Here is a 13974-nt window from a genome sequence, read left to right as displayed (position 1 = left end):
AGCAGGGGCAGCGGCTCGGAGGCGGTGACCAGTTCCCGCAGCGGATACCGGGCCAGGACCTCGTCCACCTCCGGCGCCAACGCCGCCGCCAGCCGGGAGTGCGGGGGCAGGGAGTCGTCGCTCAGGGCCCGCGCTGCCGCCAGCACGACGGCGCGCTCGCGGCCCGCGGGCACCCCGGCGGCGGCCCGGGCGTGCAGTCCGGCGCCCTCCTCCAGTACCAGGCCGGTGTCGATGCCCGCCGGAACCTTTATCCGCGCGTGCTGCCGCCAGGTGGCCACGGGGTCGCTCCAGGCCTCCACGCAGTACGTCCAGCGGCCCGTCGCGGTCGGGGTGACCTCGGCGCCCCAGCGGTCGGTACCCGGGGCGAGCTCACGCATCGGCGTCCACGGGCCGGGGCGCCCCCCGGGATCGCGCAGCACCACGTTCGCGCCGACGGCGTCGTGGCCCTCGCGGAAGACGGTGGCGGTGACCTGGAAGGTCTCGCCCGCGACCGCCTTCGCCGGGCGCCTGCCGTACTCCACGGCGGGCCGGACGTCCCGGACCGGGATGCGGCCGATGGCCTCGGTCGAGTTCATGGGGTGTCACCTCCGCCGTGCGCGAAGCCGGGCCGGCGGCCCGGCGCGGAATCCGATGGGTGCCGGAAAGTCAGCGCCTTCCCGCCGTGGGACGCCGGTCCGGCGGGGGAGCCCGCCTGGTCCGGCCCTTCACCCGGGGCCGCCCGGCCTGCTCCTGCAGGTAGGCGGCGAGCGTGGTGCGCAGATAGCGTTCGGCGGCGTCCGCGGCCTCCCGGGCGCAGCGTTTTCCCATCAGTACGCACAGGGTGTAGCCCGAGTCCTCGAAGGCGGCCCGGACGGCGCGGTCGGAGGGCGAGGCGAGCATCAGACGTTCCCACGCCCGGTACCGCCGCAACAGCCGGGCCACTTCGGCCTTAGCGGGTAGCAGCATGGCCCTGTTCACCTTCCGACGCTCTCGACTGGGCACGCTTCCCGACGGTCGGGTGGTCTCCGTGCACGGAGAGGCACGGATCCGTTACGGCGATCGAGGCTTTCACCTATGGTGCACGCGCGGCGACAGAGCGTCTTGTTGGCTCTTCAACTACCCCAATGGCGCTCTCGTGTTGCACGAATGGCGTAGTGGCCCCACTGTTGATCCTGACTCAGAAGCGATCAGTGCTCACGCTCCGTGTCCGGCACCTGGCCGGACGGGGCGAGGAGGAGCGAGAGCTTCGCCGGTGAGGAGCGAGCGACGATGAAGACCGCAGTGCCCTGCTACTACCACCTCGACGTGGAAGTCAGCCCCGAACGGGTCGGACAGGTCAGCCGCATCCTGGCCGCCCACCTCCGCTACTGGGACCTCGACAACCTCGTGGAACCCGTCCGCCGTGGCACCGAACTGCTGCTCCGGGCCATCGACGAGCACGCGACCGACAAGCACACGTCGATCGAGATGTGGTGGAACGGCCAGCACCTCATCACGGCCATCGGCGGCGACGACCGTGAACTCCGCCCCGACCAGGACCTGCGAGCCTGCCTGGCCCACATCGCCGCGATGAGCGACGGCTGGGGCTGCTGCGCCACGGACACCGGCAGCAAGATCATCTGGTTCTCGCAGCGCGCCCGCGCCGGCCAGCGCGTCCCGCTGGTCCCGAAGGCCCCGGCGCCCAACCTCAGCGAGGGGCTCAACGTGCCCCGCGAGGTGCCGGTGACCGTCCTGGCCGCCTCGACGGACGGCACCCTGGAGGAGGCCCGGTGACCGCGCGGCGATCCCGGAAAGGGGTGCCCGTGTGGAGCGGGCACCCCTACCCGTTGGGCGCGTCCTTCGACGGGCAGGGCACCAACTTCGCCCTGTTCAGTGAGGTCGCCGAGCGCGTCGAGCTGATCCTCGTGGACGACGCCGGCACCGAGACCCCCGTCCCGTTCAACGAGGTCGACGGCTTCGTCTGGCACGGCTACCTGCCCGGCATCGGGCCGGGGCAGCGCTACGGCTACCGCGTGCACGGCCCGTGGGACCCCGCCCTCGGCCACCGGTGCAACCCGGCCAAGCTGCTCCTCGACCCCTACGCGCGGGCCGTGGACGGGCAGATCGACAACCACGCCTCGCTCTACGAGCGCGCACCGAGCGGCCCCTCCCCGGCCGACAGCGCCGGGCACTCCATGCTCGGCGTGGTCACCGACCCCTACTTCGACTGGGGCGACGACCGCCCGCCCCGGCGGCCGTACGCCGACTCCGTGATCTACGAGGCGCACGTGCGGGGGCTCACCCGCACGCACCCCGAGGTCCCGGAGCGGCTGCGCGGCACCTACGCCGGGCTCGCGCACCCGGCGGTTGTCGAGCACCTGACCTCACTGGGCGTGACCGCCATCGAGCTGATGCCGGTGCACCAGTTCGTGCACGACGGCGTGCTCCAGGACCGCGGCCTGTCCAACTACTGGGGCTACAACACCATCGGATTTTTCGCCCCGCACAACGCCTACGCCGCCTTCGGCACCCGGGGCGAGCAGGTCAACGAGTTCAAGACGATGGTGAAGGCGCTGCACGAGGCCGGGCTCGAGGTGATCCTCGACGTGGTCTACAACCACACCGCCGAGGGCAACGAGTTGGGCCCCACCCTCTCCTTCCGGGGCATCGACAACGCCTCGTACTACCGCCTCGTCGACGGCGACTGGGCGCACTACTACGACACCACCGGCACCGGAAACAGCCTGCTGATGCGGCACCCCTACGTGCTGCAGCTGATCATGGACTCGCTGCGGTACTGGGTCACCGAGATGCACGTCGACGGCTTCCGCTTCGACCTGGCGGCCACACTCGCCCGGCAGTTCCACGAGGTGGACCGGCTGTCGGCGTTCTTCGACCTCATCCAGCAGGACCCGGTGATCAGCCGCGTCAAGCTGATCGCCGAGCCCTGGGACGTCGGCGAGGGCGGCTACCAGGTGGGCAACTTCCCGCCGCTGTGGTCCGAGTGGAACGGCCCCTACCGGGACGCCGTACGGGACTTCTGGCGGGCCGAGCCCGGCTCCCTCGGCGAGTTCGCCTCCCGGCTGACCGGCTCCTCCGACCTCTACGGGCACAGCCGGCGCCGGCCGCGCGCCAGCGTCAACTTCGTGACCGCGCACGACGGTTTCACCCTGCGCGACCTCGTGTCGTACAACGACAAGCACAACGAGGCCAACGGCGAGGACAACCGGGACGGCGAGAGCGTCAACCGGTCCTGGAACTGCGGGGTGGAGGGCGAGACCGACGACCCGGCCGTACGGGAGCTGCGCGCCCGCCAGCAGCGCAACCTGCTGGCCACGCTGCTGCTGTCGCAGGGCATCCCGATGCTCTGCCACGGCGACGAACTCGGCCGCACCCAGCGCGGCAACAACAACGCCTACTGCCAGGACAACGAGGTCTCCTGGGTCGACTGGCGGCTGACGGAGGAGCAGCGCACGCTGGCGGACTTCACGCGGCATGTCATCGCTCTGCGCGCCGCGCACCCCGTGCTGCGCCGCCGCCGCTTCTTCCGCGGCGAGACCGCCACCAACTCCAAGCAGCCCCTGCCCGACCTGGTCTGGCTGCGGTCCGACGCGCGCGAGATGACCGACCGGGACTGGCAGCGCGCCGACGCGCACTCCGTCGGCGTGTTCCTCAACGGCGACGCCATCGCCGAACGGGACGCGTACGGGCGGCCCGTGGTCGACGACTCCTTCCTGCTCCTGCTCAACGGCTATTGGGAGCCGGTGGACTTCCGCCTGCCCGACCGCTCCTACGGGGAGCGCTGGACCACCCTGATCGACACCGCCGACCCCGAGGGCGTCCCCGACGAACGCGAACGCAAGCCGGGCACCCGCCTGCGCCTCGAACCCCGCAGCCTGGTCCTGCTGTCCCGGCCCGCGCACGGCAGCCGCGCCGTCAACCCCGCCTAGCCACGGGCAGTCGTGCCTCCCCTTGATTTCCATGTCGATGCCGAGGGTGGCTGCGTGCTCGACGAGGTGCTGGCGGTAGCCGCCGTCCACCCGGACTTTGCGGATGGTGGGGTGGGCGGCGGCCACCTGGTCGACCAGGTGGGTGCCGGCGACGGAGTCCTGCACGCTCGCGGCCGTGACCAGCACTGCCAGGAGCAGTCCGAGGGTGTCGGTGACGAGCCGGGACGGTGGTGGAGGTCTTCACGCTCTGCGCGTCGATCACGCACGCGGACGGCTCCGCCCCCTTGCCCTCCTTCGGCCATGACCCGGACATACCGCTGGTCAGGGGCGTGCGCCCAGGCGCGCAGTGCGACCAGCAGGAGCACGTTCTGCCAGCTTCTCGGGATGAGACAGGCGCAAGTGGCATTTTGTCTCAGCCGTCACCCCATGGGGCACGTTGGCCACGTCAACCCCGTCAACCGCACCGAGGGGACGACGCCGGACCACTGCAGCCCGCCGGCCCACCTCAGCGTTCGCGCCGCGCCGTCACCGTGAACTGCGCACCGTCGGGATCGCGCAGGATGGCCTCCTCCTCGCCCTCCCTCAGCACGCTCCCCCCGTGCTTCTCCGCCGCCCGCGCGCACGCAGCCATGTCGTCCACGGCGAAGTGGATCTGCCAGTGCGGCCGGACGGAGGGATCGGGGGCCGCCTCCACCGCGCCGGAGTCGATGCGCGCCACCACGTCGCCCCGGCTGCGCAGCACGACCTCGCCGCCCTCGTACTCGACCTGGCAGCAGCCGGGGCGCTCCGAGGCCCAGTCGAAGATCTCGCCGTAGAAGATCGCGGAGTCGAAGGCGTCCCGGGTGTGCAGCCGGATGAATGTTGGTGCCGCCCGCCGCCAGGCCTCCCAGTTCGAGACGAGCTTGCCCTCCCAGATCCCGAAGGTGGCACCGTCCCGGTCGGCCAGCAGCGCCGCCCGTCCCGGCGGGAAGGACAACGGGCCGACGGCCACCGTGCCGCCGCGCTCCCGGGCCCGCGCCGCGGCCTCGTCCGCGTCCGGGACCGCGAAGTACGGCGTCCACGCCACCGCCATCTGCCACATGGTGGCGACGGCCGCGATCCCCGCGACCGGCACACCGCCCGCCAGCGCGATGCGGAAGTGGTCGCCCATCCGGGCGTCGCGCCATCGCCAGCCGAGGACGGCCTCGTAGAACTCTTGGGTGGCCCGCAGGTCGCGGCTGGTCAGACTCACCCAGCAGGGTGCGCCGAACACGGAGTGTGTGGAGACGATGTTCGTCGTACCGCCGGGGAGGGTGGTGTCGTAATTCATGGCAGTCGCGTCCTGGTCTCGGCGACCGGCAGCCACCGGTCTCCCACCAGTGTCGTCCGGAAGCGGAACGAGCGCCTGCGGAGTACCCCGCCCGGGCGGTCGCAAACGTTGCGGTGGCGCATGGCGGGGTGCCGCGCGACGGTGTATTGATGGGCTGAGGGCCGTGAGGCGAAGCCCTGCACCCATCGGGAGGCGACCATGTCCATGAACGGCCGCCAGGACGAGGCGGAGCCGGACCGCGTCTTCGCCTTGCAGGAAGAGGTCCACCAGCTGAAGGAGGCCGTCACCTCCCACGCTGTCGTGGACCAGGCGATCGGGATGATCGTCGCGCTGGGCCGGGTGACGCCGGACCAGGGATGGTTGGTGCTGAAGGAGGTCTCCCAGCACACGAACATCAAGCTGCGCAACGTGGCCGAGCTCATCCTCATCTGGGGCCGTACGGGCGACATGCCCGCCGACGTCCGCGCCGAGCTCGAGGAGGCCCTCGAGCGGCACGGCCCCACGCAGCTTCCCGGCTCTCCGCCCGAGTGACCGCCCCGGCCGTCCGCCCTCAGCGGGGCTCGGCGAACAGCTCCTCGCGCAGGTTCGCGAAACAGCTGCTGAGCAGCCGGGAGACGTGCATCTGCGAGATCCCGAGCTGCTGGGCGATCCGGCTCTGCGTCATGCCCCGGAAGAACCGCAGGTACAGGATCATGCGTTCGCGTTCGGGCAGCGCCTGCAGACACGGCTTGACCGCCGCGCGGTCGACGACCAGGTCGTAGCCGGGCTCGGGCCGGCCCAGGGCGTCCCCCAGCGCGTAGCCGTCGGTGCCGGGCATCTCGGCGTCCAGCGACAGTGCCGTGAAGCACTCCAGCGCCTCCAGGCCGCTGAGCACCTCGTCCTCGGTCAGCTGCGCGCGCTCGGCGATCTCGGCGACGGTGGGCGCCCGGCCGGGGGTCGTCTGCGCCAGCTCCTTGACGGTGGTCCGGACGCGGTTGCGCAGGTCCTGCACGCGGCGCGGCACGTGCAGGGTCCACATGTGGTCGCGGAAGTGGCGCTTGATCTCGCCGGTGATGGTCGGCACGGCGTACGCCTCGAAGGCCCGGCCGCGCGCCGGGTCGAAGTGGTCGACGGCCTTGACCAGGCCCAGCGCCGCCACCTGGTACAGGTCCTCCAGGGACTCGCCCCGGCCGCGGAACCGTACGGCGATCCGCTCGGCCATGGGCAGCCACAGCCGCACCAGTTCCTCCCGCAGCGCCTGGCGCTCCGGGCCGTCGGTCAGGCCCGCGAGCCGCTCGAACGCCTCGGCGGTGTCGGGGGCGTCGTCGTGCGGATGGGGTTTCGTCCTGCTGGTGCCACGCATCGCGCGCACCTCCCTCAGCGGGTGCCGGGTGGGAAGACACCATGGGAGACGCTCAGGCGGGCCGGACGGAGATACCGGGATCCGGCGGGCCGGCTCCCACGGAAGTGCCTCCTGTCCGAAGCACATGGGTGCTGATTCCCGAACCACAATATACCGAAACAATTCACGCTATTCGGTCATGGTTCTCCCGGCCTTCGTTCTCCCGGCCGCCGAGGCGGCCCGGAACCGGCTGCGCGACTGGGAGCGCCGGCGGGCGGCCCTGGTCGACGCCCACGTGGCCCGGTTCGACACGGCCGACCGGGACGCGCTGCGCGCCGCACTCCCGGCGCTGCGCAAGCTGGCCGTCACCCTGCACGAGGAGGCCGAGGAATCATGACGCGGGACACCGCCCCCCGACGCGGACACCGCCACACCGCCGGCCGAGCCGGCCGACGCCGTCACCTGCGCCGGGCTCGCCCATGCCGTCGGGGACACCAACGCGGTCGACGGGCTCCACCTGGTGGTGCGCGAGGGCGAGGTCTTCGGACCGCCCGGCCCAACGGCGCCGGCAAGACCGCCGCCGTCCGCTGCATCACCACGCTCCTGCCGGTACCGGCCGGCATGGTCCGGGTCTTCGGTCACGACTCCGCCAGGGACCGTACGGCCGTACGCCGGCCGCTCGGGTACGTCCCCCAGCAGCTGTCCGCCCACAGCGGGCTCACCGGGCGGGAGAACGTCGCCCTCTTCGCGCGGGTCTTCGACGTCCCGCGCCGGGAGCGCGTGGCCCGGGTCGACCAGGCCCTGGCCGCCGTCGGCCTCGGCGAAGCCGCCGACCGGCTGGCTGGCGGGCACCTGCTCCGGCGGCATGGTCCGCCGCCCGGACCGGTGTCTGGGAGCACGTGAACGCCGTCCGCGCGGCCACCGGCATGACGGTCCTGGTCTCCACCCACGACATGGACGAGGCCGACCAGTACTGGGACCGGGCCGGCCTGATACACCGCGGCCGCGTCCGCGCCCTCGGCACCCCGGCCCGAACTGCGGCGGGGGCTCGGCGAGCGGCGCCGTGCCGCGGGTGTGCCGGCCGCGGGCGCGCTGCCCACGCTGGAGGACGTCTTCCGCGACGTCGCCGGCAGCGGCCCCGACGAGAAGCCAGGAGATTTCCGCGATGTCCGAAGCACCCGCCGCTCCGCGAACCGTGCCGGCTGACCCCGCCGGCCGAGGGCGGCACGGCCCTGCTGCCGCGGCCGCCGCAGCCCCGCGCGGGCTGGCGGCCGCTGCCCGCCCGGGCCGTGCCGATGTGCGCCGTCGAACTGCAGAAACTGCGCCACGACCGCACCGACCTCTGCACCCCGGCGGTCCAGCCCGCCCCGTGGCTGCTGATCTCCGTCAGACCTTCACCAGAATCCGGGCGGTCCCCACCGGCGGCATCCCCTACATCGACTACCTGGGGCCCGGCATCATCGCCCAGTCCGCCGTGTTCACAAGCCGCTGATCCAGGCGGTGGTCGTCATCTCATCGCCACGGTGCTCGGTGTCGCGCTCACCCGGAACCCGTGGAAGCTGCTCGGCGTCGCCGCCGCCGTCGTCCTCGCCTCCACCTTCTTCTCCTGCCTGTCGATGACCATCGCGGGCATCGTGCTCAGCCGCGACCGCCTGGTGGGATTCAGGCAAGCGATCACGATGCGGCTGTTCTTCGGCTCCAACGCCCTGTACCCGGTCTCCGTGATGCCGGGCCGGCTCCAGGCGGTCAGCAAGGTCAACCCGCTGAGCTACCAAGTCGACGCCCCGCACGGCCTCCTGCTGGGCACGCCCGCGCATCTCGCCGCCGATTTCGGCGTGCTGGCGGTGGCCGCCGCGCTCGGCATCACCGCGGCCTCCTCGCCACTCGGCCGGCCGGCTCGCTGACCTTTCGCGGACGTGATGTGCGGCACGCACGCGGGATCTCTCGTCGGGTCCCGCGGGGGGATTCTTCCTGCGCACGGCTTGATCAGCGATCAAAGCGGGTGAATCCCCAGGCCACAGCGCATTCCGCTCATTTGACAGTGCGCTGAGCGCACAGATAGGAAGCAGGCCTCGGAGGTGGAGAGGGGCATTGTGTACGAGCCGAACGTGGTCGGGGACTGGCAGGAGTACGACGAGCACGCCGGTCTGCGGGTCCGCGTCCACCGTCTGGAGGCGGCCGATCCACCGCGCGGACGGGACGACGCCGCCGCCGGCCTGACCTACTTCCGTCTCCGGGTGACCGTCGAGAACCGCGGCGCCCAGCACTTCGGCGTGCACCTCGAGGACGGCCAGATCGACGTCCGGGTCGGCCCCGACGGGGAGGGCGCGTTCATCGACTGGCGCAACTCCCAGTTCATCGAGGGCTTCGACGTCTACCCGCTGCGCCGTGCCACCGCCGTGCTGTACGCGGCCGGCCCCGAGGCCGCCCTGGCCCAGGTGGACGTCCAGATCCAGCTGCGGGTCGACGAGGAGTGGACCGAGCGCCGGCTGTGGGCGGGCGGCATCGGGGTGCTGGAGGAGCACGTCGGCGCCGCTGCCGCCGCCGGCGCCGGACCGGGCAGCCTCGCCCACCAGGTCAGCGCCTTCCTGCGGGACCAGGGGGAGCCGGGCACCGCCTGACGGCCGCCGGACCTGCGCGTCAGTGCGGGATGCCGTCGATGATCTCCCGTGCGCCCTGCCGCAGCAGGGACACGGCGACCGACGTGCCGAGCGTGGCCGGGTCGAGGCGGCCCGCCCACTCGTGGGCGTTCAGCCGGGTCTTGCCGTCCGGGGTGAAGACACAGGCGCGCAGGGACAGTTCGCCGCCGTGGTCGACGCGCGCGTATCCGGCGATCGGGCTGTTGCAGTGCCCCTGCAGTACGTGCAGGAACATCCGCTCCGCGGTGGCCTCCCGGTGGGTGTCCGGGTCACCGAGCCCGCTGACGGCGTCGATCAGCTCGGTGTCGCCCTCGCGGCACTGCAGGGCGAGGATGCCCGCGCCGATCGGCGGCATCATCGTCTCCGGGGACAGCACCTCGGTGATCACGTCCTGCCGGCCGATGCGCTCCAGGCCGGAGACCGCCAGCAGCAGCGCGTCGGCCTCACCGGCCGCGAGCTTCTCCAGGCGGCGGTTGGCGTTGCCCCGGAACGGCACGCACTGCAGGTACGGGTGCGTCGCGGCCAGTTGGGCGACCCGGCGCACCGAGGAGGTGCCGACGCGGGTGCCCGGCGGCAGCTCGCCGAGGGTAAGCCCGCCCGGGTGGACGAGCGCGTCGCGGATGTCGTCGCGCTTCAGGAACGCGGCGAACACCGTGCCGGCGGGCAGCGGCCGGTCGGCGGGCACGTCCTTGACGCAGTGCACCGCGAGGTCCGCCTCCCCGGCCAGCAGGGCGGCGTCCACCTCCTTGGTGAACGCCCCCTTGCCCTCGACCTTCGACAGGTCGCCGAGCCACTTGTCCCCGGTGGTCCTCACCGGCACGACCTCGGTGCGCACCCCCGGATGCAGGGCGGCCAACTCGGCGCGGACGCGTTCGACTTGGGCGAGCGCCATGGGTGAGTCGCGGGAGACGATGCGGATGAGTTCCGGGACGGCCATGAGGACACGATAGACGCTGCGCCGACCTCCCGGAGCCGCCGTTCGGCGCGTGACAGCAAGGCCGCAGCGCAGCGGGCGGCCCATGTGCAGGTATGCGCGGCAGGCCGGCGCGTTCGGCGTGCCGCACGGCGGGAGAGCCGGTCAGCGGACCTCCCCTTCGATGGTGTCGGCACTCCAGGCGGCGAGGCGCTCCGGCAACGGGCCGGTGGAGTCCAGGACATGCCGGGAGAACGCGTCCCGCTCGTGCGCGAGTACGGCCGCCTCCCACACGCACGGCGCGAGCCCGGCCCGCCCGGGCCTGAGCTCCCCGGGCCGCCCGGCGGGTCCCGTGAAGACGGCCAGGTCGGACATGTGCCCCTCGATCCAGCTGTGCACCAGCACGTAGTCCCCGTCGCCGCCCGCGTGCACGAGCAGCACCGCGAGCCCGAGCGAGCCGCGCAGCCCGCCGAGCGCCAGATGGCCGGCGGCCACCTCCAGCGCCGTGTCCGCGTCCTGCCCCGTGACCGTTCGGCCCGGCGCCCGCAGCGCGTACACCTTCACCAGGTGGCCGGCGGCCTCCCGGGTGCCCAGGGCCCGGACGGCGCGGGCGTGATGGGCCTTGGCGAGGCCGAGCAGGGCGTCGGCGTCCACCGCCGCGGGCAATTCTCCGTGAAGATCCATCCGGCCATCATGCGGCGCGGATCCGTGGGCGTCCACGCCGGGGCGGGACGTCTCAGAAGAGGGGCGTGCTGAGTTCCACGGCGCGCAGCGCCGCGGCGAGGGCCTGCTCGTCGCGGCGTCCAGGGCGGTGTCGGTGAGCTCGACGACGTGCTCGTCGCCGTGGGCCAGGGCGCGCTCCAGCACCTCCTCGGGCGTGAGGCGGGCGGGCGGCACGTAGCCGACCGGCCCGGCGGGCGCGTGCATGACGGTGACGGCGGCGGACGCCGTCAAGGCCGCGTGGGGGCCGGTCGCCCCCAGCGCCTGGAGCAACGCGTCGAGGGCGCGCAGCACGGCGTTCGGCGCGGTCGCCGCGTGCACCAGCACCGTCTCCCCGCCGTGGCGGGTCGCTCACCTCGCCGGCCCGGACGGGCAGCAGGCTCACGACGGCCGGCCGGTCGGGGAACGCACTGCGACTCGGTGGTGATGGCGGGCACCAGGTCCAGGGACTCGGCGGCGCCCGGCGCGCCGGGCAGCGGGGCGAGGCCGGACGCCGGGTGGTGCCAGCCGCCCAGTAGCCGAGGGCATGGGCGAGTTCGGCCACACGCGGTTCGTCCTCCCGCGCCGACAGGGCCCGTACGGCGTGTCCGGTCCGGATGACCGGATGCGTGGCCGCGCCGTACAGGCCCGGCGGCGGCCGCGGCCACCACTCGGCCAGGACCTCGCGCCACGGCCGCTCCCGCACGGCCCGCGGGAATCAGGCGATCCGGTCCGCGGCACGGCGCGGATCGCCGAGCGCCGAGGCCCAGTTGTCGCCGGTGACCGGTGCCACCGGCGCGGGGAAGTCCTCGAGCTTCGGCCGGTAGCGGTCCAGCCACCGGTGCACCGCGTCCCAGGACTTCTTCGAGCCGTCCGCTCGTGTCCCGTGCGTTCATGCGCAGCACGCCAGGACGTGGCGGACGGCACCGGATCGGGCGCCGGAGGGAGACCGGGCGCGGCCGGGGTCGTACGTCCCCGGCCGGGCGTCCTCAGGCCGCCGGATCGAACGTGATGCCGGACGGCTTGGCCGAGGACAGGTGCGAGGCGAAGCTGTCGTCCTTCAGCCCGAAGTGGGCGCTGCCGAAGTCGTACGCGCTCAACTCCTCGCGCAGGCCCGCCGGATAGCCGTTCCAGCCGACCAGGGGCGGGTACTGCCAGGTGTGCTTGTGGTTCTCCGGCGGCTCGTCCTTGCTGTTCGCCAGCCGGAAGCAGTGGGTGCTGATGCCGTCCTTGTGGTAGATGATCTTCGGGTGCGTGCCCTCGAAGCGGATCGCGGAGAGCGCGTGCACGGTGAACGAGCCGTGGTTGGAGGTCGACACGTACTGGACCTGCCCGTCCCGCACCCACACCACGACGTGCTCCCAGTCGTTGCGGTGCCCGCCGATGCTGCTGCCGGCCAGGGCCTGGTCCTTCTCGAAATACAGGCCGTACATGTAGGCGCACCAGCCGTTGTTGCACTTGTAGCGCGAGTAGCTGTTGGTGTTGTCCAGGTCAAAGGCGTCGTGGCAGTTGCCGTTGAGGGCGCCGGTCGGCTTCAGGCCGCCGTTGACCGTGCCGTCCGGGCCGATGGCGGGCGTCGGGTAGCAGCCGTCCGTGTCGTAGTCGAAGGCGGGCTGGTACGTCAGCTCAGCGGCCTCGGCATGGGCGGGCAGCGCCTGGGGCGGGGCGGCGAAGGCGGCGGTGGGGAAGGCGACGACGAGGGCGGCGGCACCGGCCAGGCCGGCGAAGAGTCTCCGGCGCCGGATGCGGGACGTCCGTGACGACACTGCGTCCTCCAACGAGGGTGGGGGGCAAGGGAGTTCAGCATCCACGCCGGTCCTTGCGTTGCCAAGACGTCACGGGCGTCACCGTGGCGAAGTCCCGCCCGACTGTGACGTGCCGTCAGACCGTGTCGTCCGGCAGGTCCGCCGCCGACTCCTCCGGCGCCAGCTCCGGGCGCAGCCGCAGCCAGGACGGCTGGCGCAGCATCCCGGCCCGGGTCCGGGTGCTGTAGCTGACCTCTCCGACCAGCCGGGGCAGCACCCAGTGCGCCCCGGAGACCGGCGGCACGGGGTCGAAGGGGCACACGCCGGTCTCGGCGGCCCGCAGCAGCAGTGCCAGTTCGGCCCGCTCCGCCTCGCTCCAGCCGGTGCCCACCCCACCGACGTACCGCAGCCTTCCGGCGGCGCGCTGGCCCACCAGCACCGCGCCGGGCAGGCCGGTGAGCCGCCCCTTGCCGGGCAGCCAGCCGCCGATGACGACGTCCTCGCTGCGCATGTTCCGGATCTTGATCCAGGCGCGGGAGCGCACACCGGGCTCGTACACCGAGTCCAGCCGCTTGCACACCAGCCCTTCCAGGCCGTGCTCCCGGGTGGCCCGCAGCGCCTCGGCGCCGTGTCCGATGACGGCGGCCGGAGTCGACCAGGACGGCCCGTCGAGGCCGAGGGCCTCCAGCCGGGCGCGGCGGCGGAGGTAGGGAACGTCGAGGAGGGGCCGCCCCTGCAGGTGCAGCACGTCGAACAGCACGAGGTGGACCGGGACCTGGGCCGCCCGGCGGGCCGCACGTGCGGGCGCGTGGGCCAGGCCCATGCGGCTCTGCAGCAACTGGAAGTTCGCGCGCCCGTGTTCGTCGAGGGCCAGGACCTCGCCGTCCAGGACGGCGGGGACGGTGCCGAGGGCGTGGCCGAGCGGCAGCAGTTCGGGGTAGGCGGCGGTGATGTCCTCACCGGAACGGTTGCGCAGCAGGAGGCTGCCGTCGCCGGGCAGGTAGACCACCACGCGCTGGCCGTCCTGCTTGGTCTCGTAGGCCCATCGGGCGTCCTGCGTGGCGGGCGGCAGCGTGCCGGGCGTGGCGAGCATCGGCGGGATCAGCGGCAGCGTCGCGGCGGTCACGGCTGAAGGTGTCGACCGCGCCCGGCCGCCTCACGCGCCTTTCCCGGCCGGTTCCCCTGAACGGCCGGTGCCGCGGGAGCGTCCCGGACGACGGCTCCGCCACCTTCAGGAGCGACGCCTCGTTCGGCCGGCGTGCCGGCCCCGCCGGCTTCGCGAGCGGCGTCTCTCTGGAGTCGTACAACTGTCCGGGACGGTACGTCCGCCCCTACGGCAACCTGCTGTACGTCCAGCCGGTCAGCACCGCCCCGGACCGGGCCGATGCCGCCTACTGCCTGGAGCAGCAGCCGTCCCCCGTGTCTACCGGGGAGTAATAT

Annotated in this window: 13 protein-coding genes and 5 pseudogenes; 8 read left to right on the top strand and 10 right to left on the bottom strand. The window is 72.9% G+C overall.

The features are described 5' to 3' along the window. A partial coding sequence (locus tag ACIBBH_RS30590; protein WP_399410124.1) for a maltotransferase domain-containing protein occupies positions 1-575 on the bottom strand: 575 nt, incomplete at its 3' end. A 70-nt stretch (positions 576-645) separates the two neighbouring features. Next, the gene (locus tag ACIBBH_RS30585; RefSeq protein ID WP_399410122.1) at positions 646-945 is read right to left on the bottom strand and encodes a DUF5133 domain-containing protein; all 300 of its coding nucleotides are present in this window, start codon (positions 943-945) and stop codon (positions 646-648) included. 303 nt (positions 946-1248) lie between these two features. Here ACIBBH_RS30585 and ACIBBH_RS30580 point away from each other — a divergent pair, with 303 nt between their 5' ends. Continuing rightward, positions 1249-1752, top strand: a complete 504-nt coding sequence (locus tag ACIBBH_RS30580; protein ID WP_399410120.1) for a pep a2 — start codon at positions 1249-1251, stop codon at positions 1750-1752. Then, the gene (glgX, locus tag ACIBBH_RS30575) at positions 1749-3908 is read left to right on the top strand and encodes a glycogen debranching protein GlgX (RefSeq protein WP_399410118.1); all 2160 of its coding nucleotides are present in this window, start codon (positions 1749-1751) and stop codon (positions 3906-3908) included. The genes ACIBBH_RS30580 and glgX overlap by 4 nt, the downstream gene beginning before the upstream one ends. 15 nt (positions 3909-3923) lie before the next feature. On the opposite strand, the pseudogene ACIBBH_RS30570 reads toward glgX, so the two are convergent. Together ACIBBH_RS30570 and ACIBBH_RS30565 are read right to left on the bottom strand one after the other, a co-directional pair. Then, positions 3924-4203 (bottom strand): annotated as a pseudogene (locus ACIBBH_RS30570) (transposase); the annotation flags it as partial. A 210-nt stretch (positions 4204-4413) separates the two neighbouring features. Continuing rightward, positions 4414-5217: a VOC family protein gene (locus ACIBBH_RS30565; RefSeq protein ID WP_399410116.1), complete on the bottom strand. Its 804-nt coding sequence runs from the start codon at positions 5215-5217 to the stop codon at positions 4414-4416. Between the two features lie 198 nt (positions 5218-5415). Here ACIBBH_RS30565 and ACIBBH_RS30560 point away from each other — a divergent pair, with 198 nt between their 5' ends. Next, positions 5416-5748 (top strand): ANTAR domain-containing protein, encoded by a 333-nt coding sequence (locus ACIBBH_RS30560; RefSeq protein ID WP_399410114.1) that lies wholly within the window; start codon positions 5416-5418, stop codon positions 5746-5748. Between the two features lie 19 nt (positions 5749-5767). Here ACIBBH_RS30560 and ACIBBH_RS30555 read toward each other — a convergent pair whose 3' ends face one another. Beyond that, positions 5768-6559 (bottom strand): RNA polymerase sigma factor SigF, encoded by a 792-nt coding sequence (locus tag ACIBBH_RS30555; RefSeq protein WP_399410112.1) that lies wholly within the window; start codon positions 6557-6559, stop codon positions 5768-5770. A gap of 211 nt (positions 6560-6770) precedes the next feature. Here ACIBBH_RS30555 and ACIBBH_RS30550 point away from each other — a divergent pair. The 4 genes and pseudogenes from ACIBBH_RS30550 to ACIBBH_RS30535 form a co-directional block, all read left to right on the top strand. Continuing rightward, a pseudogene (locus tag ACIBBH_RS30550) lies at positions 6771-6935 on the top strand (MarR family transcriptional regulator); the annotation flags it as partial. 27 nt (positions 6936-6962) lie between these two features. Next, positions 6963-7744: pseudogene (locus tag ACIBBH_RS30545) on the top strand (ATP-binding cassette domain-containing protein); the annotation flags it as partial. Then, a pseudogene (locus ACIBBH_RS30540) lies at positions 7704-8442 on the top strand (ABC transporter permease). The pseudogenes ACIBBH_RS30545 and ACIBBH_RS30540, both read left to right, overlap by 41 nt. A gap of 189 nt (positions 8443-8631) precedes the next feature. Next, positions 8632-9159: a hypothetical protein gene (locus tag ACIBBH_RS30535; RefSeq protein WP_399410136.1), complete on the top strand. Its 528-nt coding sequence runs from the start codon at positions 8632-8634 to the stop codon at positions 9157-9159. A gap of 19 nt (positions 9160-9178) precedes the next feature. Here the strand turns inward: ACIBBH_RS30535 and hemC are convergent, their stop codons facing one another. The 5 genes and pseudogenes from hemC to ACIBBH_RS30510 form a co-directional block, all read right to left on the bottom strand. Further along, positions 9179-10114 (bottom strand): hydroxymethylbilane synthase, encoded by a 936-nt coding sequence (hemC, locus tag ACIBBH_RS30530; protein ID WP_399410110.1) that lies wholly within the window; start codon positions 10112-10114, stop codon positions 9179-9181. Between the two features lie 141 nt (positions 10115-10255). Then, positions 10256-10774 carry a hypothetical protein gene (locus ACIBBH_RS30525; RefSeq protein WP_399410108.1) on the bottom strand — a complete coding sequence of 173 codons (519 nt, stop codon included), beginning with the start codon at positions 10772-10774 and terminating at the stop codon, positions 10256-10258. Positions 10775-10826: 52 nt separating this feature from the next. Beyond that, a pseudogene (locus ACIBBH_RS30520) lies at positions 10827-11639 on the bottom strand (hypothetical protein); the annotation flags it as partial. A gap of 139 nt (positions 11640-11778) precedes the next feature. Further along, positions 11779-12555, bottom strand: coding sequence for an NPP1 family protein (locus tag ACIBBH_RS30515; RefSeq protein ID WP_399410106.1), 777 nt, complete (start codon positions 12553-12555; stop codon positions 11779-11781). A 115-nt stretch (positions 12556-12670) separates the two neighbouring features. Next, positions 12671-13627 (bottom strand): ATP-dependent DNA ligase, encoded by a 957-nt coding sequence (locus ACIBBH_RS30510; RefSeq protein ID WP_399410134.1) that lies wholly within the window; start codon positions 13625-13627, stop codon positions 12671-12673. A gap of 41 nt (positions 13628-13668) precedes the next feature. On the opposite strand from ACIBBH_RS30510, the gene ACIBBH_RS30505 reads away from it, so the two are divergent. Beyond that, positions 13669-13971 carry an AbfB domain-containing protein gene (locus tag ACIBBH_RS30505; RefSeq protein ID WP_399410104.1) on the top strand — a complete coding sequence of 101 codons (303 nt, stop codon included), beginning with the start codon at positions 13669-13671 and terminating at the stop codon, positions 13969-13971. Positions 13972-13974: the final 3 nt, after the last annotated feature.

The sequence above is a fragment of the Streptomyces sp. NPDC051636 genome (assembly GCF_044453765.1).
GTDB lineage: Bacteria > Actinomycetota > Actinomycetes > Streptomycetales > Streptomycetaceae > Streptomyces.
Note: the sequence above shows the minus strand (reverse complement) of the source record. Positions and strands in the feature narration are given on the sequence as shown.

What these genes read in the sequence shown, in the direction of transcription:
- ACIBBH_RS30525 (WP_399410108.1), bottom strand. Translation starts at nt 10,774, where the DNA reads ATGGATCTTCACGGAGAATTGCCCGCGGCGGTGGACGCCGACGCCCTG.
- ACIBBH_RS30560 (WP_399410114.1), top strand. Translation starts at nt 5,416, where the DNA reads ATGTCCATGAACGGCCGCCAGGACGAGGCGGAGCCGGACCGCGTCTTC.
- ACIBBH_RS30555 (WP_399410112.1), bottom strand. Translation starts at nt 6,559, where the DNA reads ATGCGTGGCACCAGCAGGACGAAACCCCATCCGCACGACGACGCCCCC.
- ACIBBH_RS30585 (WP_399410122.1), bottom strand. Translation starts at nt 945, where the DNA reads ATGCTGCTACCCGCTAAGGCCGAAGTGGCCCGGCTGTTGCGGCGGTAC.
- ACIBBH_RS30565 (WP_399410116.1), bottom strand. Translation starts at nt 5,217, where the DNA reads ATGAATTACGACACCACCCTCCCCGGCGGTACGACGAACATCGTCTCC.
- ACIBBH_RS30580 (WP_399410120.1), top strand. Translation starts at nt 1,249, where the DNA reads ATGAAGACCGCAGTGCCCTGCTACTACCACCTCGACGTGGAAGTCAGC.
- hemC (WP_399410110.1), bottom strand. Translation starts at nt 10,114, where the DNA reads ATGGCCGTCCCGGAACTCATCCGCATCGTCTCCCGCGACTCACCCATG.
- ACIBBH_RS30510 (WP_399410134.1), bottom strand. Translation starts at nt 13,627, where the DNA reads ATGCTCGCCACGCCCGGCACGCTGCCGCCCGCCACGCAGGACGCCCGA.